The sequence below is a fragment of the Embleya sp. NPDC025285 genome (assembly GCF_055558835.1).
The window spans coordinates 132,930-156,086 of sequence record NZ_JBVHLU010000015.1; the positions used below are offsets into that span (position 1 = coordinate 132,930).

The 23,157-nt window shown below is 73.1% G+C and carries 20 protein-coding genes, 1 tRNA gene and 1 riboswitch; of the genes, 13 read left to right on the top strand and 8 right to left on the bottom strand.

Annotation, left to right across the window (positions count from 1 at the left end; translation table 11 throughout):
- Window positions 1-19: 19 nt before the first annotated feature.
- From ACZ4FV_RS12965 to ACZ4FV_RS12985, 5 genes are all read left to right on the top strand, one after another.
- Window positions 20-1,204, top strand: coding sequence for a DNA polymerase III subunit delta' (locus ACZ4FV_RS12965; RefSeq protein WP_395866717.1), 1,185 nt, complete (start codon window positions 20-22; stop codon window positions 1,202-1,204).
- A 297-nt stretch (window positions 1,205-1,501) separates the two neighbouring features.
- Window positions 1,502-2,998, top strand: a complete 1,497-nt coding sequence (locus tag ACZ4FV_RS12970) for an alpha/beta hydrolase (protein ID WP_465322634.1) — start codon at window positions 1,502-1,504, stop codon at window positions 2,996-2,998.
- A 98-nt stretch (window positions 2,999-3,096) separates the two neighbouring features.
- On the top strand, window positions 3,097-4,728 hold the full coding sequence (locus ACZ4FV_RS12975; protein WP_465322635.1) for an alpha/beta hydrolase: 1,632 nt from the start codon (window positions 3,097-3,099) through the stop codon (window positions 4,726-4,728).
- A gap of 178 nt (window positions 4,729-4,906) precedes the next feature.
- Window positions 4,907-6,457: an alpha/beta hydrolase gene (locus ACZ4FV_RS12980; RefSeq protein WP_465322636.1), complete on the top strand. Its 1,551-nt coding sequence runs from the start codon at window positions 4,907-4,909 to the stop codon at window positions 6,455-6,457.
- Between the two features lie 81 nt (window positions 6,458-6,538).
- Window positions 6,539-6,615: transfer RNA gene (locus tag ACZ4FV_RS12985), tRNA-Thr, on the top strand.
- Window positions 6,616-6,752: 137 nt separating this feature from the next.
- On the opposite strand, the gene ACZ4FV_RS12990 is transcribed toward ACZ4FV_RS12985, so the two are convergent.
- Both ACZ4FV_RS12990 and ACZ4FV_RS12995 read right to left on the bottom strand, forming a co-directional pair.
- Entirely contained in the window at window positions 6,753-9,299 is a 2,547-nt protein-coding gene (locus ACZ4FV_RS12990; RefSeq protein ID WP_465322637.1) for an FtsX-like permease family protein, read from the bottom strand.
- On the bottom strand, window positions 9,299-10,132 hold the full coding sequence (locus ACZ4FV_RS12995; protein ID WP_402234472.1) for an ABC transporter ATP-binding protein: 834 nt from the start codon (window positions 10,130-10,132) through the stop codon (window positions 9,299-9,301). Before ACZ4FV_RS12995 ends, ACZ4FV_RS12990 begins: the two co-directional genes overlap by 1 nt.
- A gap of 273 nt (window positions 10,133-10,405) precedes the next feature.
- Between ACZ4FV_RS12995 and ACZ4FV_RS13000 the strand changes: the two genes are divergently transcribed.
- Window positions 10,406-10,600 carry a DUF5708 family protein gene (locus tag ACZ4FV_RS13000; RefSeq protein WP_395866729.1) on the top strand — a complete coding sequence of 65 codons (195 nt, stop codon included), beginning with the start codon at window positions 10,406-10,408 and terminating at the stop codon, window positions 10,598-10,600.
- 202 nt (window positions 10,601-10,802) lie between these two features.
- Here ACZ4FV_RS13000 and ACZ4FV_RS13005 read toward each other — a convergent pair whose 3' ends face one another.
- Window positions 10,803-11,348 carry an Ig-like domain-containing protein gene (locus ACZ4FV_RS13005; protein ID WP_395866731.1) on the bottom strand — a complete coding sequence of 182 codons (546 nt, stop codon included), beginning with the start codon at window positions 11,346-11,348 and terminating at the stop codon, window positions 10,803-10,805.
- Window positions 11,349-12,002: 654 nt separating this feature from the next.
- Window positions 12,003-12,127, top strand: a riboswitch (cobalamin riboswitch).
- Window positions 12,128-12,185: 58 nt separating this feature from the next.
- On the opposite strand from ACZ4FV_RS13005, the gene ACZ4FV_RS13010 reads away from it, so the two are divergent.
- The 3 genes from ACZ4FV_RS13010 (at window position 12,186) to ACZ4FV_RS13020 (ending at window position 14,916) form a co-directional block, all read left to right on the top strand.
- Entirely contained in the window at window positions 12,186-12,779 is a 594-nt protein-coding gene (locus ACZ4FV_RS13010; RefSeq protein WP_395866733.1) for a cob(I)yrinic acid a,c-diamide adenosyltransferase, read from the top strand.
- On the top strand, window positions 12,755-13,573 hold the full coding sequence (locus ACZ4FV_RS13015; protein WP_465322638.1) for a (2Fe-2S)-binding protein: 819 nt from the start codon (window positions 12,755-12,757) through the stop codon (window positions 13,571-13,573). Before ACZ4FV_RS13010 ends, ACZ4FV_RS13015 begins: the two co-directional genes overlap by 25 nt.
- Window positions 13,574-13,941: 368 nt before the next feature.
- Window positions 13,942-14,916 carry a hypothetical protein gene (locus ACZ4FV_RS13020; RefSeq protein ID WP_465322639.1) on the top strand — a complete coding sequence of 325 codons (975 nt, stop codon included), beginning with the start codon at window positions 13,942-13,944 and terminating at the stop codon, window positions 14,914-14,916.
- Window positions 14,917-15,004: 88 nt separating this feature from the next.
- Here the strand turns inward: ACZ4FV_RS13020 and ACZ4FV_RS13025 are convergent, their stop codons facing one another.
- Both ACZ4FV_RS13025 and ACZ4FV_RS13030 read right to left on the bottom strand, forming a co-directional pair.
- Complete coding sequence (locus tag ACZ4FV_RS13025; RefSeq protein ID WP_395866739.1) at window positions 15,005-15,790, bottom strand: phosphotransferase; 786 nt, start codon at window positions 15,788-15,790, stop codon at window positions 15,005-15,007.
- A 43-nt stretch (window positions 15,791-15,833) separates the two neighbouring features.
- The gene (locus ACZ4FV_RS13030) at window positions 15,834-16,121 is read right to left on the bottom strand and encodes a hypothetical protein (protein WP_402234480.1); all 288 of its coding nucleotides are present in this window, start codon (window positions 16,119-16,121) and stop codon (window positions 15,834-15,836) included.
- 261 nt (window positions 16,122-16,382) lie between these two features.
- On the opposite strand from ACZ4FV_RS13030, the gene ACZ4FV_RS13035 reads away from it, so the two are divergent.
- Together ACZ4FV_RS13035 and ACZ4FV_RS13040 are read left to right on the top strand one after the other, a co-directional pair.
- Window positions 16,383-17,063, top strand: coding sequence for an HAD-IA family hydrolase (locus tag ACZ4FV_RS13035; RefSeq protein ID WP_465322640.1), 681 nt, complete (start codon window positions 16,383-16,385; stop codon window positions 17,061-17,063).
- Window positions 17,064-17,157: 94 nt separating this feature from the next.
- Window positions 17,158-17,865 (top strand): L,D-transpeptidase, encoded by a 708-nt coding sequence (locus tag ACZ4FV_RS13040; protein ID WP_395866745.1) that lies wholly within the window; start codon window positions 17,158-17,160, stop codon window positions 17,863-17,865.
- A 111-nt stretch (window positions 17,866-17,976) separates the two neighbouring features.
- Here ACZ4FV_RS13040 and ACZ4FV_RS13045 read toward each other — a convergent pair whose 3' ends face one another.
- The 3 genes from ACZ4FV_RS13045 to ACZ4FV_RS13055 form a co-directional block, all read right to left on the bottom strand.
- Window positions 17,977-19,239, bottom strand: coding sequence for a TerD family protein (locus ACZ4FV_RS13045; RefSeq protein WP_395866747.1), 1,263 nt, complete (start codon window positions 19,237-19,239; stop codon window positions 17,977-17,979).
- 144 nt (window positions 19,240-19,383) lie between these two features.
- Window positions 19,384-20,307 (bottom strand): TIGR03619 family F420-dependent LLM class oxidoreductase, encoded by a 924-nt coding sequence (locus ACZ4FV_RS13050; protein ID WP_465322641.1) that lies wholly within the window; start codon window positions 20,305-20,307, stop codon window positions 19,384-19,386.
- Between the two features lie 59 nt (window positions 20,308-20,366).
- A complete protein-coding gene (locus ACZ4FV_RS13055; protein WP_402234486.1) occupies window positions 20,367-21,218 on the bottom strand; it encodes an SDR family NAD(P)-dependent oxidoreductase in 852 nt (283 codons plus the stop codon).
- A gap of 109 nt (window positions 21,219-21,327) precedes the next feature.
- Between ACZ4FV_RS13055 and ACZ4FV_RS13060 the strand changes: the two genes are divergently transcribed.
- Together ACZ4FV_RS13060 and ACZ4FV_RS13065 are read left to right on the top strand one after the other, a co-directional pair.
- Window positions 21,328-21,744, top strand: coding sequence for a MarR family winged helix-turn-helix transcriptional regulator (locus ACZ4FV_RS13060; protein WP_395866753.1), 417 nt, complete (start codon window positions 21,328-21,330; stop codon window positions 21,742-21,744).
- Window positions 21,745-21,883: 139 nt separating this feature from the next.
- Complete coding sequence (locus tag ACZ4FV_RS13065; RefSeq protein WP_395866755.1) at window positions 21,884-22,864, top strand: LLM class flavin-dependent oxidoreductase; 981 nt, start codon at window positions 21,884-21,886, stop codon at window positions 22,862-22,864.
- Window positions 22,865-23,157: the final 293 nt, after the last annotated feature.

A 23,157-nucleotide genomic window follows, 5' to 3' on the forward strand; every position in this document is an offset into this window, starting at 1 on the left:
AACGAGGAGACAAGAGCGCGTGACCGTCTGGGACGACCTCGTCGGGCAGGATCGCGTCGCCGAGCAGTTGCGCACCGCGGCCGGCGCCGCCCGTGCGGTCCTCGCGGGCGAGGGCGTCGGCGGGATGACCCACGCGTGGCTGTTCACCGGCCCGCCCGGTGTCGGCACCGCGACCGCCGCGCGGGCGTTCGCGGCGGCGCTGCAGTGCGTCAGCCCGGATCTGGCGCTGGGCGCCGAGCCCGGCTGCGGACACTGCGACGGTTGCCACACCGCGCTCACCGGGACGCACGCCGACGTCGACGTGGTCGCCACCGAGCTGCTCTCGATCGGCGTCAAGGAGACCCGTGACCTGGTCCGGCGCGCGGCCATGACGCCGGCGGGCGGGCGCTGGCAGGTGATCGTCCTGGAGGACGCGGGCCGGCTCACCGAGGGCGCGGGCAACGTACTGCTCAAGGCGATCGAGGAACCCGCGGACCGCACCGTGTGGCTGCTGTGCGCGCCCTCCCTGGAGGACGCGCTGCCCACGATCCGCTCGCGTTGTCGCAACGTGGCGCTGCGCACGCCGCCCGCCGGGGCGGTCGCCGATCTGTTGATGCGCCGGGACGGGATCGAACCGGCGATGGCCGCCTTCGCCGCGGCCGCCTCCGGCGGCGACATCAACAGCGCGCGCCGGCTGGCTCTGGACGAGCAGGCGCGCGGGCGCCGCTCGGACGTGTTGCGGATCCCGATGGTGGTCGGCGACATCGGCCTGGCGATGGCTGCCGCACAGCGCCTGGTGGACGCGGCGGCCGAGGACGCGAAGCAGGTCGCGGCGGATCTGGACGGCCGCGAGACCGAGGATCTGCGGGCCGCGCTGGGCGCGGTCGGCGGCGGTCGCATGCCCAGCGGCACGGCCGGCGTGATGAAGGAGCTGGAGAACAAGCAGAAGAAGCGGGCCACCCGCACCCAGCGGGACTGTCTGGACCGCGCACTGGTGGATCTGACCGCGTTCTATCGGGACGTGCTGGCGCTGCAACTGCGCGCCGCCGTGCCGTTGGCCAACGACGTGTTGCGCGCGGACCTGGACACGGTGGCCCGTACCTCCACGCCGGAGGCGACGCTGCGCCGGATCGAGGCGATCCTGGCCTGTCGGCGGGCGATCGACGCGAACGTCGCGCCGCTGCTCGCGGTCGAGGCGATGGTGCTGACGCTGCGGACCGGCTGAGCGTCGGGCACGGCGGGGATCGCGGCCGGCGGGCCCGTTCGCGGGGCGGTTCCGCCGAGGTTCGCGCGCGGGTGTGTGGCCGTCGCGGCGTTTGCGCGGGTGCCGGGGCGAGTTTTCGATGCCTGGTCGGAGCCCGACGGGGGATCGAAGGCCCGCCCTGGGTCGACTCCTTCACTCCTTGGGGCGGAGGTGCCCGTCGAGCGGAACCCGGAGCCCCCACCCGGACGTCATCGTGGGAGAGTTCGCGGGAACATTGTGGCTGGTGAGGTTCGGAAGGACGGTGCGGGGTTGCGTTCCGTGACCAGGACGCTCAAAGGTCTGCTGATCGCGGTGACCCTCGGGGCGGTTGTCGTTCTTGTGCTGAGGGCGCGCACATCGCGCGCGGCCGATGCGGCCGAGGCCGGCTCGTCGGCCGACCCGGAGGCCGAACCCGGATCGGAGGCCGAACCCGGGCCCGGTGCGGCCGAGTTGCCGGCGGCGGTGTCGGTGCAGGCCCGGGAGCAGGCGCGGACGCCGGCGCGGGCCGGTGGGCCGGGGCACACCGAGCCGGCCGAGCGGATCGGCGCGGCGGGTTCGAAGAGTGCGACGGGTTCGACGGGCGGGTCGACGTCGACCGGACCTGCGCGATCGTCCGGCACGTCGCGGTCGGCGCCCGCGCGAGCCGAGGCGCCGATGCCGTTCGCGCCGGTCGAGGCCGCCTCCGCGGTGCCCGCCGGGCCGGCCGGGCCCGAGCCGGTGCGCGTCGTCGAGCCCGTGGTGATCGGGGCCGATCCGGCGCCCGTTCGCCGCAGGCGCGGTGTGCGCTCGCCGCTGGGCGTCGGCCTGCTCGCGCTGGCCGTGGTCGCGGCCGGCGTCGGCGGCACCTTCGCCTACAAGGGGATGGCCGACGACGACAAGCAGAACGTCGCCTCCGCCACCGAGGTCGAACCGTCCGCCGAGCCGGTCGCGACGTCGGGCCAACCCAAGCCCGCACCACAGAAGTTCACCAAGGTCGGCACCAAGTCCGGTGGCACGCTGACCAAGACGACCGTCGCGGGCCGCCGCTCCGGGGTCACCGCCGACGTGTGGGTGTGGCTGCCGCCGGGCTACGACACCGCCGCCAACCAGGCCCGCAACTACCCCGTCCTGGTCGCCCAGTCGGCGCTGCCGGGCGTCGAGTCGAACAGCTTCGTGGACGACTCGGTGGCGTTCCTGCCCAAGCTCGCGGCGGCCATCGAGGCCGGCACCGTCCCGCCGTACATCGTGGTCGCGCCCGAACTGCTGCCGTACTCGAAGCAGGAGGCGGACGCCGGTCAGACGGCGGCCAAGGACACCGAGTGCAGCGACGTCCCGAACCGGCCGAAGATGGCCACCTTCCACAACGACGACGTGCGCGAGGCGGTGCTGTCCACCTACCGCGCCACCGCCGACCGCGCCTCGTGGGCGCTGATCGGGGACGGCTCGGGCGGCCTGTGCGCGGTCAAGTACGCGTTGCAGTACCCGCAGTACTACGCCGCCGCGGTCAGCCTGTCCGGCCGCACCACGCTCAAGTCCCCGCTGTGGGACGCCGATGCGGCGACGAAGGCGGCGAGGACGGCGAGCGACCCGGTCAAGCTGCTCGACGCGAAGCCCGACGTACAGATTCTGCTGTCCGGCCACACCGGCAGCACGGGCGGTGAATTCGCCGCGAAGGCGAAGGCGCCGACCACGGTCAAGGCGATCGCGGGCGCGGGCGGGGCCTCGGGTGACATCGCGCGTCAGGTGCCCGAGGCGCTCGCCTTCCTGGGCAGGAACACCAGGAACCCGGCGGCGTGACCCGGCGCGGCCCGGCGGTGCGCGGAGGGGGCGTATCGGTCCGACCGCAGCGCGTACCGCCCGTGCGCCGGGATGCGTTCGGATGGTAGGCAGTACGCGTGAAACGAATATCCAGGGTGGGACTCCTCGGCCGTGCGATCCCGGTCGTGCTCGCCGTCGCGGCAGTCGCGGGCTGTACGGTCGCGTCCGATCTCGGCGACGCGGCGGGCGGCGGGCGAACGGCCGCGGCCCCGCCCACGTCGGCCGGTGCCGGGGCGCCGGGCCCGCCCGGGGACCCCAATCCCGCGCTGGCGCGCTTCTACACCCAGCGGCCGGCCTGGAAGGACTGCGAGACCGAGGACGCCGACCAGCGCAGCCAGGCCAAGGCGTTCCGCTGCGCGAGCTTCACCGTGCCGCTCGACTACTCCCAACCGACCGGGAAGACCATCGACATCGCGGTGACCCGCAAGAGCGCGGGCAAGCCCGGACAGCGGCTCGGCTCGCTGCTGCTCAACCCCGGCGGCCCGGGCGGCTCCGGGGTCGAGGCGGCGTGGTGGATGGCCGAGGACAACATCGGCAAGCCGCTCCAGGACGCCTACGACCTGGTCGGCTTCGACCCGCGCGGGGTCGATCGCAGCGCGCCGGTGCGATGCATGACCGACGCCGAGCGGGACGCGTACGTGGCCGAGGACCTGCCCGACGACCCGGTACAGGCGGAGGCCCGGTCCAAGGAGCGGGACAGGACGTACGCGGCGGAGTGCCAGAGCCGATCCGGCGAACTGCTGCCCTTCGTCGGCACCGACAACGCCGCGCGCGACATGGACATCCTGCGCGCGGCCCTGGGCGACGCGAAGCTCAACTACATCGGCTTCTCGTACGGCACCTACCTGGGCGCCACCTACGCGGAACGTTTCCCGGCCCGTACCGGTCGGCTCGTCCTGGACGGCGCGGTGGACCCGGCCGCGGACAACCTGAGCGCGTCGGTCGAGCAGCAGGTGGGCTTCGAGCGGTCGCTGCGCCGGTTCGCCGAGGACTGCGCGGGCCGCGCCGGCTGCCCGCTGGGCAACGACCCGAAGACTGCGGCGACCAGGGCCGCCGACTTCCTGGACGGGCTCCAGGACCAGCCGCTCGTCGGCCGGAGCGGGCGCAAGCTCACCTCCAGCCTGGGTTGGATCGGCGTGATCAGCCTGCTGTACGGCGACAAGGACACCGCCTGGAAGTACCTGCGCGACGCGCTCACCGACGCGATGGTGCGGCGGTCGCCGGAGGGGCTGCTGTTCTATGCCGACAACTACAACGGGCGGGACGAGCAGGGGCGGTACGACAACAGCTCGGACGCGTTCGTCGCGATCGGCTGCGCGGACGGGAGCGGCGACGCGCCGACGCCGCAGCAGGTGCAGACGGCGCTGGCCCGGCTCAGGGCCGAGGCCCCGCTGTTGTCGCGCGACGTCACAACCGAGGACCTGACCGGGCAGAGCTGTGAGGACTGGCCGTTCAAGTCGCCGACCAAGCCGCACGCGATCCGGGCGCCGGGGAGCGCGCCGATCCTGGTGGTCGGTACGACGGGCGACCCGGCGACGCCGTACGCCTCGGCCGAGAAGCTGGCGAGCCAGTTGGCCGACGCGACGTTGTTGACCTTCGAGGGTGAGGGGCACACCGCGTACGGCGGCAACAGCACGTGCGTGGACGGGGCGGTGGAGGGCTACCTGCTGCGCGGGACGATGCCGGCGAAGGGGAAGCGGTGCAGTTGATCGGCGGCCGGTGACCCGTGGTCGGCGGTCCCCGGCCGGTGGTCGGGGACCGCGCGGTTGCGTGGCCTCGCGGCCGCGTCGTTGGGGAGTATCGCTCGGCTGCGTGGTTACCCTCCCCAGGAGGCGCACGGTCGTACCGGGCCGACGGTTGTACCGGTCTAGCGGAGGAGCGGGTCGCATGCTGCGGGGTTCGTGCGCGAGGATCGCCGCGGCGGCGGTCGGCCTGTTGTTGGTGGCCGGATGCGATTCGGGCTCGTCGTCGAAGTCGCCGGACAAGATCGTGGACACGAGCCGGGCTCCGGTGACCGGTGACTCGGACGGCAGGGTCGGCGAGAAGGCGCCGCCGACCGCGGCGGCCGAGCCGATCGGGTGGACGGCGTGTGCCGGCGGCTTCCAGTGCGGCACGCTCCAGGTGCCGCTGGACCATGCCAAGCCCGACGGCCCGAAGATCAAGCTCGCGGTGATGCGGAAGCCCGCCACCGGCCCGAATCGGATCGGTTCGCTGGTCCTGAACCCGGGCGGCCCGGGCGGCTCGGGCCTGGACTTCGCGCAGTACGCGGCCATGCGGTATCCGGCCGACCTGCGCAAGCGCTTCGACATCGTCGGCTTCGATCCGCGCGGGGTGGGCCGCAGCACCGCGATCGGATGCCTGACCGACAACGCGATGGACGCGTTCACCCAGCTCGACGCGACACCGGACACTCCCGCCGAGGAACAGGCGTGGGTGGACGGCACCCGTTCCTACGCGCAGGCCTGCGCCGACAAGTCGGCCGATCTGCTCGGCCACGTGAGCACCGTCGACGCGGCGCGCGACCTGGACCTGCTCCGCGCGTCGCTGGGCGACGCCAAGCTCCACTACCTGGGCGCGTCCTACGGGACGTTCCTCGGCGCGACCTACGCCGAGCTGTACCCGAACCGGGTCGGCCGGCTGGTCCTGGACGGCGCGATGGACCCCAGCCAGTCGCCGACGGCCGCCAACAAGGTGCAGGGCGGCGGCTTCGAGACCGCGCTGGCGGCGTTCCTGGACAACTGCGTCGACGGCGGTTCGTGCTCGCTGGGCGCGACCCGCGAGGCCGGGCTGACCAGGATCCGGGGCCTGCTGCAACAGCTCGACGCACGCCCGCTGCCGGGCGACGCGACCCGCAAGGTCACCGAGTCGATCGCGACCACCGGCATCCTGTCGCCGCTGTACTCCAAGGAACAGTGGCCGGCCCTGCGCCAGGCGCTGGACGCGGCACAGCGCGGCGACGGGGAGCCGCTGCTCGAACTCAACGACCAGTACTACGAGCGCGGCCAGGACGGAAAGTACAGCAACCTGATGTCCGCCAACGCGGCGGTGAACTGCCTGGACGCCCCACCCGCGGCCACGTCCCGCGCGGACGTCGAACGCGACCTGCCCGGCTACCTCGCCGACTCCCCGACCTTCGGCCGCAACCTCGCCTGGGCGGGCCTGACCTGCGCCTCCTGGCCGGTCCCGCCGACCGGCAAGCCACATCCGATCAAGGCCGAGGGCGCCGCCCCGATCCTGGTGGTGGGCACTACCCGCGACCCGGCCACCCCGTACGTGTGGTCCCAATCCCTGGCCGCCCAACTGGCCTCCGGCAACCTGCTGACCTACGACGGCGACGGCCACACCGCCTTCGGCCGAGGCAGCGACTGCGTCGACCGCACGGTCGTCGACTACCTCACCCAGGGCACCGTCCCCACCAAGCCCAAGACCTGCCGCTGACCCCCGACAAACGCGCGTGTGGACCACCCCGACGGGTGTGTACACTCATTCCCTGTCGCCACCTTCAAGGTGGGCGGACAAGCCGCCTTAGCTCAGTCGGCTAGAGCGACGCACTCGTAATGCGTAGGTCAAGGGTTCGACTCCCTTAGGCGGCTCCATCACAAAGGCCCGGGTCACTTCATGGTGACCTGGGCCTTTGTCATGTTCGGAGGTGGCTCGCGGTGGCGGGGTCGTCGCGTCGATGGGGCTGCCCGGGTGGTGGTGGGAGCCGGCTTCCGAACGCGCCCTCGCTCCGTCAGGCCTGGGCCGCCGTGACCGGGTTCGTGCGCAGGGCGTTCCAGGTGGGCAGGAGGGTGGCCGCGAAGGTGAGTGTGGCCGCTGTGGCGACCACGGTCGTGTAGATGGTGATCGGGCCGGTGGGGAGCCAGGAGTCGGTGAGCGAGAGGCTGTAGGGGATCACCGCCGCGGCCGCCGCGGCCGTGCCCAGGATCACGCCGATCAGCGTGGTGAGCGTGGCCTCGACCGCGGCCATGTGCATGATCTGGCCGCGGGTCGCGCCGTTCAGGCGTTGCAGGCCGAACTCGCGGCGCCGGTTGTGCGTGGCCAGGATCAGCGAGTTGATCAGGGCCAGCGTGGTGTAGAGGGTCAGCATGCCGATGATCAGGTAGTTGGCCCAGGCCTGGGTCTTGGACTCCTCGGCGTGCGTCTCCAGCAGCGCGTCCCGGGAGGCGGCCCGAACGCCCGGATGCTCCTTGGCCCATGCCCCGAGCGAGGCGACCAGCCGGTCGGGGTCGGTGCCCTCGGCCGCGCGCACCAGGATCTGCGCGGGCAGCCCGTTCGTGGTGTGCGGCGCGAGCAGGGACACCGGCAGCAGCAGCGAGTCGTAGCCCGGCCGGCTCTCGAACAGCGCGACCACGCGCACGTCCACCGAAGCGCCGTCGCCCAGCCGCACGCGGACCGTGTCACCGAGCCCGCGATGGATCGACCGGGCCAGACCCCGAGGGATTGCCACGGTATTGCCGCGCAACTCGGACAACGACCCGGAGGTGGCCGTCACAGCCGTGGCGGAAAGGCCGAACTCGGCATCCACACCCTGGAGTTGCAGGCCGTGCCGACCGTCCGGCGCGGTCCGCGGCTGCTCGATGAAGCCTTCGCTCGCGGCGTACGCGCTCGCGCTCGCGACGCCCGGAATGCTCCGTACCCGCTCGGCCAGAGCCGGGTCGAGACCGCCGCCCGCACCGGTCAGCACGGCGTCGGCGCGCAGGCTTTCCGTGTACACCCGCTCGGCGTGCGTGGTCGTGGTGGTCTGCAGGTACAACTGGCCGGTGCTGATCGCCACCGCGAGCATGATCGGCGTCACCACGGCGGCCGTCCGCACCGAGGTGATCCGTGAGCCGAGCATCGCGATCCGGCCGGACTCGCCGGTCAGCGCGCCGAGCGGAAGGGACAACACCCAGGTGAGCAGCTTGGTCAGGCCGGGGGCGAGCAGGGCCAGGCCGATCGCGGCGCAGATCACCGCCGGGCCCGCCGTACTCCCGGCGATCGGGCCCTCCAGGACGAGCACGGTGACCAGGCCCAGTGCGGTGGCGCCGGCCAGCGCGATCAGCGCGAGCACGAATCGGAACCAGTTGAACCAGCGCTGCTGGAGCGCGGATTCGGCGAGCGCTTCGGTCGGCTTCGCGGTCACCGTGCGCCGCGCGCCGATGAAGCCGCCGACCAGTGCGGTCAGCAGCACCGCGCCCGCCGCCGCGACCGCCGGGATCCAGCCCTGCTCGAACCGCACCGTCTCGGCGACCATGCCGGACGCCACCAGTCGGTCGAAGAGCACCCGACCGGCGGCGGGTCCGGTGAACCACGCGACGCCCGCCGCGAGCACGGTCACCAGGAACGTCTCGCCGAGCAACATCCTGCGCAGCTGACGCGGTGTCGCGCCGATCGCGCGCATCAACGCGAACTCGCGGCGGCGCTGCTGTACGGACAGCCCGATCGTGCCGGCCACCACGAACACCGCGACCGCGACGGCCAGCCCGCCGAAGACGCCCGCCAGCGAGATCAGGTCGGACTTGTCCGCCAAAATCTCGGGGTACTCGACCGCGCCGCGATCGTCGCCGGCGAGGATTCTGGCCCGGTCCTCGTTCAACGCGCCGGCGACCCGCTTGCGCAGCGCGCCGAGATCGGCGCCCGGGTCGGCCACGATCGCGATGTCGGCGATGGTGCCGGCGGGTGCCGCGAGCCGCTCGGCCTCGGCCGCCGCGAAGAACATGGTGGCCCGCGGGACGGTACGCGCCGGCTGCGCGATGCCGGTGACCCGGTACGCGGCCGAGCCGCCGTGTGCGGCGATCTCGACCCGATCGCCCACGGCGACGCCCGCGCGGCGCGCGAGCGCGGCATCCAGGACCACCTCGTCCGGCCCGATCGGCGCGGCCCCTCGGGTGAGCGCGTACGGCGTCAGCGCCGCCGACTCCCAGGCGTGCCCCTGTGCCTTGCGACTGCCGCCGGCGCCGGTCAGCGCGGTCTCGAAGGTGCGTTCGCCGACCGCCGCGCGCACACCCTCCAGGCCCCGCACCCGATCCACGAGCCGCGCGTCCAACGGCACCCGCTCGGCCAGGGCGAAGTCCCGCTCCCGGTCCCCGGATCCGTCGCGTGGGCCGGTGAAGGTGGGATCACCGATCACCAACAGCGAGGCTTGGGCCAGGCGTTGCGGTGGCGCGTTGTTGCGTACGCCGGTCTCGAGCAGCCCGCCGCAGGCCATCACCACGGTCGCGCCGAGGCACAGCGCGACGAAGGTGGCGACGAAGCCACCGGCCCGGAAGCGCAACGTGCGCAGTGCGAGCCCCCACATCAGCGGATCCCGCCGAACGTCGGCCGCCCACCCGGGAGCGGGGCTTTCGCGAACGCGCCCAGGTGGGTCATGCGTTCGGCGATCGCGTCCACGGTCGGCGCGTCCAGCCGGTCGGCGATCCGGCCGTCGGCGAGGAAGACCACGTGGTCGGCGAAGGATGCGGCGATCGGATCGTGCGTGACCATCACGATGGTCTGGCCGTCGGTTCGCACGGACTCCCGAAGCAGACCCAGCACCTCGGCCGCCGTCCGGGTGTCCAACGCCCCCGTCGGCTCGTCCGCGAACAGCACGGCGGGGCGCACGGCCAGCGCGCGGGCGATCGCCACTCGTTGTTGCCGGCCGCCGGACAACTCGTGCGGCCGGTGCCGGGCGCGGTCGGTCAGGCCGACGCGCGCGATCACCTCGGGGATCCGCCGATGGTCGGCGCGCTTGGCCGCGAACCGCAGCGGCAGCGTGATGTTCTGCTCCACCGTGAGGGTGGGCAGCAGGTTGAACGCCTGGAAGACGAAACCGATCCGCTCCCGACGGAGCCTGGTCAGCGCGTTCTCGTTCAGCTCGGCGAGGTCTCGGCCGGCCACCGCGACCGTGCCCGACGTGGGTCGGTCCAGGCCGGCCGCGCAGTGCAGGAAGGTGCTCTTGCCGGAGCCGGACGGACCCATCACGGCGGTGAACGACCCGTGTTCGAAGGCGAGGGTGACCCCGTCGAGGGCGGCGACCTGGGCCGAGCCCTTGCCGTACACCTTGCGCACCGCGTCGAGCCGGACGGCCGGTGCCCCGGCACCCTCCCGCTCGTCCCCGATCGTGTGTCGTGGCCGTGTCGGTCGCCCGCTCACGTTCGTCCCTCCGCCGTTCCGGCCGCTCCCCGTTCACGGCACCGGATCCACGCTAGGAGCGTGCAACGGGCGTGCCCATGGGGCTGGCCGCCCTCCGGGGGTGGGGCCCGCCCCCATTCCCGGAGGCCCCGACGAACCCACCGGCCGCGGCGAACCCGGACAGGGCCTAGGCCGAAGTGTGTACGCCGGTTCGTTCCCGCGGAGGGCGTGCCGGGCCGGGGCCCGGACCTAGCCTCATAGCCGTACCCGCAGGTCGAGTGGAGGAGGAAGACCGTGGCGAAGGCACGCGGCTCGTTGACGGCCGGCCTGTTGAGCGCGGTGGTGGGCGGAGCCCTGAAGCTGTTCGCGGACGACGTGGACACACCGGTGGTCGCGCTCGGGAAGATCGGTGTCGTGTTGCTGATCGTCGGCATCGCCGAGCTGCTGTACGGGCTCTACCAGCTCACCCAGGAGGCCCGGAAGGGCTGACCGGGGCGACACCGGCCGGACCGAGGAGGCCCGGAGGGGCCGATCGGGGTGACGAGCCTGGGAAGGGCCATCAGACCGAAGAACCCCGGAGCAGCCGATCGGGGGAAGAGCCCCGGAAGGGCGATCAGACCGAAGAACCCCGGAACAGCCGCCGATCCGGGCACGGAACCCCGAACGGTTGATCGAAGCGACCCGGGTCCGCTCAGCCGGGCCGCCGCCGGCCCGGCCGCCGGTGGGCGACGAAGGCCAGGACACCCGCCCCGAGCAGGGCCGAGCCGAGGAAGGCCACGAGCAGCGACCCGCCGCCCGGATCGATCCCGGCGCGCGGACGCGCCGCCGACGCGGCGGAGGGCGCGCGGAGTTCGTCGACGCCGCGATGGACGCCGAGCTTGCCCGCCCGGGTCTCGACCGGCCGGCCGGACGCACCGGGGCCGGCCGCCACGTCGATCCGCACGCTCGCGGTGGCCTCGCGGCCGAGCCGGTCGACGATCGTGTAGCGAAAGTTGTCGCGTCCGGTGAAGCCCGGCCCCGGCGTGTACCGCAGCACCGAATTCGCGTCGCCCCGCTCGTCCGGCTGGAGCACCAGGCCGTGTTCGGGATTGGTGTACGACAGCACGACCAGCCCTTCGCCGGAGTCGCCGGCCAGGACCGGGACGTCCACCGACTGCCCGGCGCGAGTGCCCACCCGATCGGCGACGGCACGCGGGACGGGTGGCAGGTTCGGCTCGGGCTGGTCCCTGGACCGCACCCGGTCGCCGGACCCGACGGGGCGCCCGGCGCCGGCGCTCAACAGCGATGCGGATGGGGTGGGGCCTGCCGTCCCCGCGCCGAGGGGTCCGGCGGGCGGGGCGGTATGTCCCGACCCGGCGTCGAAGTCCGCAGCGGAAGGAGTCGGTCGCGCCGAGCCGGCATCGAAGAGCGGTACGGAGGAGGCGAGATGCATCCCCTCGGGGCCGAACCACCCCGCACAGGCGGCTGGATGCCCCGACCCGGCTCCGAACAGCGACACACAACACGCCAGGAGCACGCCCGCTCGACGTACCCGACCTACCCGACCCACCCGACATGCCCGACCCACCCGACGCGTCGGACCGGCTGGTTCAGGTGTTCCGGACACCGTGGACACGCATACCTCCGGCACTGATTTCCCGGCACGGCCGGATCGCGGATCGACTCACCGGCACCCTCCGGCGCCCGTCGGCACCCTTCGGCGCCGATACCGCCGGGCCGACGCCGGCCGAGGGAGCCGCTCTCGGAATCCGATCCTGGGCTTTACCCGCGCCGGTCCGGGGCTCGGCGCGCGGACCGGCGGCAAGCTTCACCCGCACGCGTGGTCCGGATCCGACGGTGGACCGGGCCCGTCGCGCGTGTCATGGTGGGAGGCGCAAGGCGACGGCGGTACGAGGAAGCCGGTGTGAATCCGGCGCGGTCCCGCCACTGTGATCGGGGAGCGACTCCCGAACCGGCCACGGCCCCGAGACGGGTCGGAAGGCCGGGAGGAGCGATGATCCGAGAGCCAGGAGACTCACGTCGTCGCCACCTCACCAACCGGGGCGGATTTCCCCGAGAGAGGCCGGTGCCGACCATGTCCTTGGTTTTGAGCCGGATCTACACCCGTACCGGCGATGCCGGCACGACCGCGCTGGGCGACAACTCCCGTACGCGCAAGACCGATCCGAGGTTGGCGGCGTACGCCGACACGGACGAGACCAACGCGGCGATCGGGGTCGTGCTCGCGCTCGGCGACCCGCAACCGCAGACGCGCGCGGTACTGGCGCAACTGCAGCACGACCTGTTCGACGTCGGCGCCGACCTGTGCGCGCCGATCGCCGAGGGGGACACCCGGCTGCGGATCACCGAGGCGGACGTGGCCCGGCTGGAGGAGCACTGCGACGCGTTCAACGCGGAACTGGCCGCGCTGCGTTCCTTCGTACTGCCCGGCGGCAGCCCGGCCGCGGCCCTGCTGCACGTGGCCCGCACCTCGGCCCGACGTGCCGAGCGCTCGACCTGGGCGCTGATCGAGGCGGACGAGCGGGCGACGGCAGGCGGTGCCGCGACCGTCAACCCGCTCACCGCGCGCTACCTCAACCGGTTGTCCGACCTGCTGTTCGTCCTCGCCCGGCGGGCCAACGCCGACGGTGCGGGTGATGTGTTGTGGCGTCCGGGCGACAGCCGCTGACCGGCGGGCGGTCGCGGTCCCACGGCGGCGGGCCGCTGCGCCGGCTCGCCGACGTGGGGCCCTACTTCGAGCTGCGGACCGGACCGATCACCGACGGCGCGGGCTTTCGGCCGTTGGCCGAGCTGTACGACCCGGCCGCGCCCGCCGCGTGGGCGGCCCGGGTGGAGCACGTACGGGCCCGGCTGCGGACCGAGGAACCGCGTGTCGCCGCGTCGATCCTGTATCTGGGCGTGGCCTCGCGGCTGTGGTCGGTGGCACTGGGTGCGGCGGTGCTCGGCCGGGTGGTGCCCGACCTGGATCCGGCCCGGACGTACTGGCGCTTCCCGGACGCCGGGCCGGTCGAGTTGTGGGCGCCCGATCCGGAGCCGGCGCCGGTGCCGGACGATCGCTCGGGGATCGAGCAGCTGCACGACGCGGTGCTGGTCGGGCATCTGGTGCCGCTCGCCGGGGCGACCCGAGCGGTGGTGCCGGTCGCCGAGCGGCTGCTGTGGGGCAACGCCGCGTCGGCCCTGGTCGGCGCGGCCCGCGTGTTGCACCGGCACCTGGCTCCGACCGAGCCGGAACTCGTGGCGACCACACGCGTGTTCGCCGACGGCCTGTTGGCCGCAGGCCGGTTGCGTGGAACCGGCCTGCACGGTGCGCTCGGCGCGTTCCGCCGCACCACGTGCTGCCTGTACTACCGGATCCCCGGGGGCGGTACGTGCGGCGACTGTGTCTTCCACGACAAGCCGCCGCGGCCGGCCCGGACCCGGATCGGGTCGTCGGCATCGGGTTTTCGGGGGAACGCGGGCTGAGCACCGTCGGCCTGCCCGTTCGGTTCGCTCGGGGCACCGGGAACCGTGTGTCGGGTCCCGCGCGGAGCGGCCGATCGGGTGAATCGGTCGGACACGCCGAGCCGCGCATCCGGGTGACATTCCCGGATCCTCGGCCCGGTTGTTTCTAGCCTCGGCCACGAGACACCGAATCCGGCATCGACGAATGCGAACGCCGGGGCCGTGTCCTCGGTCCTGCCGGGTCTGCGCCCCCGGCAGGATCGGGGAGACGGCCCCGGCCGTCGAAGGCCCGCCGAGGACGAATGACCGGGCGCCCCCGGGGCAGGCGCCAGGCGCGGTCCTCGGCGGTGACGCGAGGACATCGAGACCGTGAAGAGGAGTACGCACCGATGAGTACCCCAGGCCGAGACTCCGGCGGCAGGTCCGCGTCGCGCGATCCCGACGAGGTCGCCGCGTTCCCGACCGTCCTTCCCCCCGCCGTCGAATCACCCACGCAGAGCGCACTCCCGCAGCAGGAGCCGACGCTGAGCCGCAAACGTGAGCAATTGGATCACGCGGTGGAGGAGTTGACCCAGGCCGAGCCGCCCGAGACGGTGCACCGCAAGGTGGGTGAGGCCGCGGAGCAGGTCGGCCGAGGAACCGACCGTGCCGCGGGGCGGGCCCGACGCCGGGCCGAACGGCTCGAAGCGGCGGCCGGCGAAGCCGTCGAACAGGCCGCGGGCACCGTCCGCGACCGGGCCGGGGAGGCCAAGGACGCCGCCCGTGACCGGGCCGGGCAAGCGAAGGACGCCGCGCGGGAGGGGGCCGGGCAGGCCAGGAAGGCCGCCCGCGATCGGGCCGAGCAGGCCAAGGACGCCGTCCAGGACCGAACCGAGCACGCCAAGGACGCCGCGCGGCAGCGGGTCGAGCAGGCCAAGGAGACGGCCCGACACAAGACCGCGAAGGCCAAGGAGGCGGTCGGCCACCGCGCCGAAGAGCTCATCGAAGCGGCCGGACACCGCGCCGAGCAGGCCAAGGAAGCCGTCGAGCACCGGGCCGGAGAGCTCAAGGAAGCGGCCGGACACCGCGCCGAGGAACTCAAGCAATCGGCCGGACACCGCGCCGAGGAGCTCAAGGACGCGGCCGTGCACAAGGCCGGTCAGGCCCGCGAGCTGGCCGGTGACCGGGTCGGACACGCCAAGGACCGCACCGTCGAGGTCGGACACACCGCCGGCAACCAAATCTTCGACCACACCCCGGACCCGCTCCGGCACGCGACCCTCACCGGCTCGGCGGAGATCCGCCGGCGCCCGGTGCCGGCCGCCGCCGCCGCGGTCGCGACCGTGCTCGTCCTGATCTGGGCGATCCGCAGGTCGCGCCGCTGAATCGACCGCACCGACCGCCCGGCCGCACCCGCTGCCCCGGCCGCCCCGACCCTCGGGCCGGTGCGCCGGGCGCGGCAGGGAACCCGGATCAACGGCCCACCGCGTCCTCGGTCCACTTCCGCAACATCCGCCGGGTCGCCGCGTCCGCACCGGGTCCGTACTTCGCGGGCGCCGTCGCCGCGATCGCGATCCGCACGTCCGCCTCGGCCCGTTCCGCGCCCCGCGCGTACTCGGCCGGCAGCGTGGCGTCCAGGGTCGCGGCCAGCTCGGGATCGGCCGCGTGCGCCAGGATCAACCCGGTCAGGTCCTCACCCGGCAGCCCATAGCCCGCGTGCGACCAGTCGAGCAGTACGACGTCCTCGTCGCGCGCGATCAGGTCCACCGGCCGCAGGTTCAGATGGCAAGGCACGTACGGCAGTTCGAGGGTCCGGGCGGCCAGTGGTCCGACCGGCGGCGGGCGCTCGAACAGCCAGGAGGGCCCGGCCGGTCGGGGGACGGCCTGCGCGGCGCCGAGTCGCCGGGCGAAATCGGCCCACCGGGTGACGTTCCACGTGGTTCCGGACCGCCCGCGCACGAAGTCCAGCCACAGCGCGACCGACCCGTCCTCGCGCGGATCCGCGCGCAGTCGCCGAGGCGCGGTCAGCCCGAAGTCGGCGTAGACGCTGTGCGCGAAGCCGCTCTCGTACGCCTCGACCTCCCGGGCCCAGTAGCGCGGATTGGCCGCCGCGGTGCCGTCCGGTGTCGCGAGCTTGAGGACCGCGTCCGTACGGCTGCCCAACACGTGCCACACGTCGGCGTGTGTGGACAGCGGTGTGGCGCCCAGCGGGGAGCCCAGTTCGGGCGGTACGGACTCGATGCGCACCGGCGGCGGCACGGCGGACTCACTCAGGGTCGGCTCCGGGACGGGGGACCGGCGGTCAGCGGAAGACCGGGGCTCGGGGCGGGCGCCGGCGGCCGATGTGATGCCGGTAGGCGAGCAGCGAGGTCGAGCGACGGGCGTGCCGCGGTCGACCCGATCGCACGGTGTGCCCGGCCGGCCGGGGCACGGTGGGCAGCGGGGTCGGGATGGCGGCCGCGGCCACCGCGGCGGGTTCGACCGCCGGTCGCGCGGTGGACGGCACGGGCACGGGCAACGGGGTCGGCGGCGGCGGGGTCAGCGAGCCCAACATGCGGTCCTCGAGCCAGGAGAGCCCGGGTATCAGCAAGAACATCACGATCGGTGCAAGCAGAGCGAGGACCAAGTACATGATTGCCGCCTGGGGGTGAGCGCGTCCGGGCCGTAGTGAGCACCTAGCCGGTGACGATCAGCGCAAACGTGACAGTTAGGCAACGAGGGCCGTTGACCCAGGTCCGAAGATGATCGATTTCGATCAATAGCTGAGCCATGTGGGTGATCGATCAACCCGACGTGATCATGAGCCGGGAAGGCCTCGACGCTCCGCCGCCGTTCCTGACAGCCTGTTCGGATGGCGAACGACGGCACCACGCTCGACTGTGACGCGATCCTGTTCGATCTCGACGGAGTGTTGGTGGACTCCCATCCGCTGATCGAACGCATCCTGCGGGCGTGGGCGGCCGATCGCGGCGTGGACCCGGACGCGGCGGTCGCGGCGTCGTACGGCCGCCGCGACATCGACCTGGTGCGCGTGGTCGCCCCCACGCTGGACGCCGAGGTCGAGGCCGGGTGGATCGTCGAGCGCGAGGAGCGCGAATTCACCGGCATCATCCCGATCCCCGGTGCGGCCGGGCTGCTCGCCGCACTGCCCGCGGCGCGTTGGGCCATCGTCACGTCGGGCACCCGCAAGGTGGCGAGCGGGCGACTGCGCGCGGCGGAACTGCCCGAACCGGTGTACATGGTCACCGCGGAGGACGTTCGCGAGGGCAAGCCGGTCCCGGAGGGCTACCTGCGTGCGGCCGGTCTGCTCGGCGTACGACCGGACCGCTGCCTGGTGGTGGAGGACGCGGAGAGCGGTGTGCGGGCGGCGGAGGCGGCCGGGATGCGTTGCCTGGGCATCGGTGCGGCCCTGGCCGGGGGCGAGATCGGCGCCGCGTTGGACGCGTGGGCCGCGGACCTGCGTCCGGTCGATCCCGAAGTGGTCACGGCAGGACATGTCCGGCTGAACATTCACCCGAATGGGTCAAACTAGGGACGCAACCTCTGGGGCCCCATCCGCGTCTACAAGGGAGCACGACTCGGGGAACACTCCACATTTGGGTTTGGGTCGGGAGAGGCACCACTCGATGAAGAAGACTCGTATATCCCTCGCGGTCACCGTGACGGCGATCCTGGCCTTGTCGGCCTGCAACTCCGGCTCGTCGAGCGATTCGACCGCGAAGGCCGGTGCGCAGTCGCCGCTGCCCGTGACCTCCTCCTCCGCACCGGTGACGCCGGCGCCCGAGAGCACCGCCCCGACCTCGGCCCCGCCCACGAGCAGCGCGCCGAGCAGCGCCACGCCGTCGGCGAGCCAGAGCACGGCCAAGCCCGCCACCAGCAGCAAGCCGCCGACCACCAAGCCGCCGACGAGCAAGCCGCCGACCACCAAGCCCGCCCCGCCCAAGCCGCAGGCCGGACTGGACGATCGGTGCCTGACCGGCCGGGCGATCTGCATCGACAAGCGCACCGACCGCCTCACCTGGGTGATCGACGGCAAGGCCCAGTACTCGACCGACGTACGCTTCGGCTCGGCCGAGACGCCGACCCGCGAGGGCGCGTTCAGCATCAACTTCAAGAGCCGCGACCACGTTTCGACGCTGTACCACACGCCGATGCCGTTCGCGATGTTCTTCTCCGGCGGCCAGGCCGTGCACTACTCGGCCGACTTCGCCGCCCGCGGCTACAACGGGGCCTCGCACGGCTGCGTGAACGTGCGGGACAAGGGTCTCGTGCAGCGGTTGTTCAACGAGACGCGCGTCGGCGACAAGGTGATCGTCTACCGCTCGGCCAAGTAGGCCGCACACCGCCGTACCACCGGCCGGAGCCCGATGCCCGGTCGGTGCCCGGCCGGTCCGGCTACCGCTCGGCCACGACGACCGAGCGGTAGCGACCCACCGGGTGAGGGATCAGCGCTCGCGCGGCGAGCGCACCGTCTTGAACTCCGCCGGACCCGCGCCCATTTCGAAGGTGCCGTCCGCGTAGAGCATCGGGCGACGCTCCTGCATCAGCTTGGAGTACTTCTCCACGTGCTGGATCGACACGCCGTCGGGGTCGGTGAAGTCGACCAGCGCGATGGCCACCCAGAACACCGCGCGCTTGTTGTTGAACAGCGGCACGTTCACCGTCGAACCCTGGCCGTCGGTGACCTCGGCGTGCGCGCCGTAGGACTTGAAGCTGCCGAAGCCGTTCTCGACCGCGCTGTACGCGCAGATGAGCACGTAGCCCTGCTCGTCCGGCCGGGTGATCCGGACCGTCTCGCGGCCGGGGACGCGCGAGTCGCCGTCCAGTTGGATGTACGGCGCCGAGGTCAGGCTGCCGAGCTCGCGGTAGTAGATCACCCCGTCGCCGCCCTTCTTGGCGCCCACCTTCGACCTGGGCACGAACAGCGCGTACAGGTCCAGGTCGGCGCCCGTCTTGCGGCGCGCGTCGTTGCCGCCGTCCCAGACCAGGGACGCGGTGACGGTGACCGAGCGGTCGCCCTTGTCCATGCTGATCGTCGCGCGGCCGCCCTTGGCCAGGTCGACCCGGCCGAGCGGCTCCTTGGCCATCGAGATCGGCGCGGGCGCGGCCGGCGCGGGAGCCGCGGCGGGCTCCTTGACCATCACGTGGGCCGGCGCGGCGGGCGCGGGGGCCGGCTCGGGCTCCGGCTCGTCCTCGACCGAGATGCCGAAGTCGGTCGCCAGCCCGGCGAGTCCGCTCGCGTAGCCCTGACCCACCGCGCGCACCTTCCACGCGTCGCCGCGGCGGTACAACTCGACCAGGACCGCGACCGTCTCGCCACCGGCGAAGGCGTCCGGCGTGTAGGCGATCCGCGCGTCCCCGGACACGGTGGTCGCGCCCAGGCCCGGCACCTGGCCCAGGGTCGCCCCGGGGCGGTCCGCGTCCGAGCTGACCACGACCACCACCCGGGCGATCTCTGCGGGCAGCTTGGCCAATTCGACGCTGACGTGGGTGGTGCCCGAGGGCCCGGGCGCGGTGCGCACCGCCCCGTCGCCGCCGACCGGATTGTTGAAGAAGACCAGGTCCTCGTCGGTGCGCACCTTGTGCGCGTCGGTCAGGAGCACGGCGGACACGTCCACGACGTCGGCCGAGCCCCACCCGATCGAGACCTCGGCGCGGTCGCCGGTCAGGGGCGCGTTGGCCCCGGTGGGCAGCGTGACGTCGGACATGGAGGGCCCTCCCGCGTTGGACAAAGGCGCCGTATCGCGCCCTGACCAGGGCAACGACCCTCCCGCCGACGACGTTCCGCAAACCTCGAACTTTCCCCAAGCCGGGGTAAAGCCCCCAGGTGGCCGGCCGCGTCCGCGGGCGGCTCAGCGCCCGGACACCACCTTGTCGAACAGCTCCCTGGCCTCGGCGAAGAACGCGGGCGCGCCCTCGGGCCCGGTACAGAACACCTGGATGGGCAGGTGCACGGCGGTCGCGCCGGCGGCGATCACCTCGGCCGCACCGGCCATCGTGCGGGCCAGGTCGAACCGTCCCGCGTCGTCCTTGACCATCGGCAGCGGGCCCTGCACACCCAGCGCCCGCGGGTCGCGACCGGCCGCGGCGAGCGCCTCGCGGATACGGACCACGTCCCGGGCCATGTCGGCGGTGGGCAGGCCCATGATCGGAATCCAGCCGTCGCCGCTGCGCACGATGCGATCCAGGTTTCGCTTGTTCAGCGTGCCGCCGATCCACAGCGGTACACCGCCGGGCTGCGCCGGCTGCGGCGCGCAATAGGCGTCGGTGAAGTTCACCGTCGGGGACGCGAAGGACGCGGGCAGGTTCGTCCACAGCGCCTTGCACGCCGCGAGCGTGTCGGTGAGCAGTTGTCCGCGCGCGTCCCAGTCGATCCCGGCCGCGTCGTACTCCTCGCGCTGCCACCCCGTGGCCACGCCCAGTTCCAGCCGCCCGCCGGAGATCTGGTCCAGTGTCGCCGCCGTCTTGGCGAGCAGCGTCGCGCCGCGCAGCGGGGCGACCAGGATGCCGGTGGCCAGGCGCACGTTCGAGGTGACCGCGGCGATCGCGGCGAGCAGCGTGAGCGGTTCGGGCCAGGCCGCCTCGGGCGGCGTGGGGAAGCGACCCCACGTGTAGTTGTGCGTGTTGGGGCCCATCACCACGTGGTCGACCAGGACGATCCGGTCGATGCCCGCGTCGTCGGCGGCCCGGCCGACGTCCACGAAGCCGCGCCAGTCGTCGGCGGGCCAGGTGCCGAAGTTCGGCAGGCCGATGGAGAGTTGCACGTCGGTGGTCATCCGGATGCTCCGTCGCGTTCGAAGTGGGGTGGGGGTAGGGCAGGGGTTTCGGGGATGGTTCAGGGTGAAGCGGCGTACGGGTCGCGTCCCGCGATCGCCGCGTCGATCACCGCGTCGCCGAGCGCGGCCCGGGCGTACTTCTCGAAGGACGGCGCCCGGCGCAGTTCGTTGCCGCCGTCCACGGCCAGGCTCTGGCCGGTGGTCCAGGACGATTCCGGGCCGGCCAGGTGGCGGACGGTCTCCGCGATGTCCTCGGGCAGGCCGGTGCGGCCCAGCGGCTTGTTCGCCAGGAAGCGCGCGAGCATCTCCTCGTCGCGGAAGATCCGGGCGTCCTCCTGCGAGCGCACCAGGCCGGGGCGGACCGCGTTGACCCGGACGCCGGCCGCGCCCAGTTCGTCCGCGGCGGCTCGGACCAGGGCCTCCAGGCCCGCCTTCCCGGCCGCGTAGCCGCTCAGGAACGGCATGGTCAGCTTGGCCGCGGTCGAGGACACGCACACGATGGCGCCGCCGCCGCGTGCGGCGATCACGGGCGCGGCGTACTTGATCGCCAGGAACGCGCTGTGCGTGTTGCGGTGCAGGTCGGCCAGGAACGCGTCGTCGTCCATGGCCAGGATCGGCGCGGTGCTCCCGCCGCCCACCGTGGCCACGCAGACGGCGAGTTCGGGGCCCGCCACGCGGACCGCCGTACGGATCCCGTCGGTGCCGCACACGTCCGCCGCGACCACGCGCACCTCGGTGCCGGCCGGGGCCTGCGCGCGCAGCCGTTCGGCGGTCTCGGTGAGCGCGTCGGCCCGGCGGGCGGTGAGCGTGACCGAGCAGCCGTCACGCAGCAGCCGCGCCGCGCACGCGGAGCCGATGCCGCCGCTGCCACCGGTGACCAGGGCCATCCGGCCGGCCAGGATTGCGGACATGGACGGGTGCCTCCCGGGACGACCAAGAGAACTGACGGCGTGTCAGTTCCATGCCGACGTTACACCTCGAATCATTCGAGCTGTAACGAAGTTCGGCTAGAGTGTGGCCATGACCACGGGGGAAGGCGAGCTGCCGGGACTGACCGCGCTGCTCTACGCGGCCACCGCACGGCTGGACGCGCACTTCGCTGCGTGTGCCGGCGCGGTCGGCCTGACCGCGTCCCAGGCGAACGCGGTGCACGAACTCGCCGAACCGCTGGGCATGCGCGAACTGGGTCGGCGGATGTGCTGCGAGCCGCCCAACGTGACCTTCGTGGTGGACCGGCTGGCGGAGCGCGGCCTGGTCGAGCGCCGACCGCATCCCGGCGACCGTCGCGCGAAGCTGATCGCGCTCACCCCGGCCGGCGCCGACCTGCGCGAGCGCCTGTTCGCCGGCCTCGCCCAGGACCCGCCGCTGACCGGCCTGCCGGACGCCGACCGGCGCGCGCTGCGGGTCCTGCTGGACCGGGCGCTGCGCGGGGACTGACCGGCCGCATCGGCCGATCGCCGCCGGCGCTCGTTCGCGCCGCCCCTGGTTCTCCTCGACCCGCGCGACTAACCTGACGCCCCATCAGAGAGTGCGGCGCCGATCACCTCGGCGGTGGCGCCGGGGACAGGAGTACGGCATGGCTGTGTTCGCGCTGCGTTTCGACTTCCGCAATCCGGCTTTCGCCGGGACGAGCATGGGGGAGCGCTACGCGGCGGCACTCGACATGGTCGAGTGGGCCGACCGGCACGGGTTCTTCATGGTGACGCTGTCCGAGCACCACGGCTTCGCCGACGGATACCTGCCCGCCCCGCTCCAGTTCGCCGCCGCGATCACCGCGCGGAGCCGGAACATGGGCGTGACCATCGCGGCGATACCCGCGCCGCTGCACGACCCGCTGCACCTGGCCGAGGAACTCGCGGTGCTCGACCTGCTCAGCCAGGGCCGGGTCAACGTGGTGCTCACCAACGGCTACGTCGACGCCGAGTTCGCGATGTACGACGTGCCGATGCGCGAGCGGGTCAAGCGCACCGTGGAGACCGTCGAGACACTGCGCAAGGCGTGGACGGGCGAGGAGTTCGAGTTCCGCGGCCGGACCGTGCGGGTGACCCCGGAGCCGTTTCAGAAGGGCGGACCGCCGATCATCCTCGGCGGCAGCGTCGAGGCCGCCGCGCGCCGCGCCGCGCGGATCGCCGACGGGTTCATGCCCTCGAATCCGGCGATCTGGGAGTTCTACCGGGACGAGAAGGTCAAGCTCGGCGAGGAGGACCCGGGCCCGTACTTCGGCGGCGACACCAGCTTCTTCCACCTCTCGAACGATCCCGACCGGGACTGGGACAGGATCGCGCCGCACGCGCTGCACGAGGTCAACGCCTACGGCGAGACGATGGCGAAGGCGGGCACGTCGGGTGTGGGCGGCTACGCGAGCGTCACCGACGCCGACGAACTGCGCGCGGGCGGTCAGTACCGGGTGATCACACCCCAGACCCTGGTGGCCGAGCTCAAGGCCCAGGGCGACGCGGCGTTCGCGATCCTGCACCCGATGATGGGCGGCATCCCGCCCGAGCTGGCGTGGGAGAGCCTGCGCCTGTTCGAGAACGAGGTGCTGCCCAACCTGTAGACCGGCGACGCGTCGGGGCGGCCCGCCTGGCCGCCCCGCACGTCCTACCGGTGCGGCGCGCCCGCCACGAAGTCCTTGGTGTGGTCCCACCACGTGCGCCGGTCGGGCGGGAAGCGGCGCAACGAGCGGGCCAGCTTGGTGTCCGCGTGCGGCGAGGTGCGCCCCGGGCCCTCCTTGTACCGCCAACGTGCCCACGGCGACTCGGGCTTGGGGGGGGGGGGGGGGGGGGGGGGGGGGGGGGGGGGGGGGAGGGGGGGGGGGGAAGGGGGGGGGGGGGGAGGGGGACACCCCGT

Coding starts and splice junctions, on each gene's coding strand:
- ACZ4FV_RS13020 (WP_465322639.1), top strand. CDS start 13,942: ATGAGTACCCCAGGCCGAGACTCCGGCGGCAGGTCCGCGTCGCGCGAT.
- ACZ4FV_RS13035 (WP_465322640.1), top strand. CDS start 16,383: ATGGCGAACGACGGCACCACGCTCGACTGTGACGCGATCCTGTTCGAT.
- ACZ4FV_RS13045 (WP_395866747.1), bottom strand. CDS start 19,239: ATGTCCGACGTCACGCTGCCCACCGGGGCCAACGCGCCCCTGACCGGC.
- ACZ4FV_RS13065 (WP_395866755.1), top strand. CDS start 21,884: ATGGCTGTGTTCGCGCTGCGTTTCGACTTCCGCAATCCGGCTTTCGCC.
- ACZ4FV_RS13010 (WP_395866733.1), top strand. CDS start 12,186: ATGTCCTTGGTTTTGAGCCGGATCTACACCCGTACCGGCGATGCCGGC.
- ACZ4FV_RS13040 (WP_395866745.1), top strand. CDS start 17,158: ATGAAGAAGACTCGTATATCCCTCGCGGTCACCGTGACGGCGATCCTG.
- ACZ4FV_RS12980 (WP_465322636.1), top strand. CDS start 4,907: ATGCTGCGGGGTTCGTGCGCGAGGATCGCCGCGGCGGCGGTCGGCCTG.
- ACZ4FV_RS13060 (WP_395866753.1), top strand. CDS start 21,328: ATGACCACGGGGGAAGGCGAGCTGCCGGGACTGACCGCGCTGCTCTAC.
- ACZ4FV_RS12990 (WP_465322637.1), bottom strand. CDS start 9,299: ATGTGGGGGCTCGCACTGCGCACGTTGCGCTTCCGGGCCGGTGGCTTC.
- ACZ4FV_RS13050 (WP_465322641.1), bottom strand. CDS start 20,307: ATGACCACCGACGTGCAACTCTCCATCGGCCTGCCGAACTTCGGCACC.
- ACZ4FV_RS13055 (WP_402234486.1), bottom strand. CDS start 21,218: ATGTCCGCAATCCTGGCCGGCCGGATGGCCCTGGTCACCGGTGGCAGC.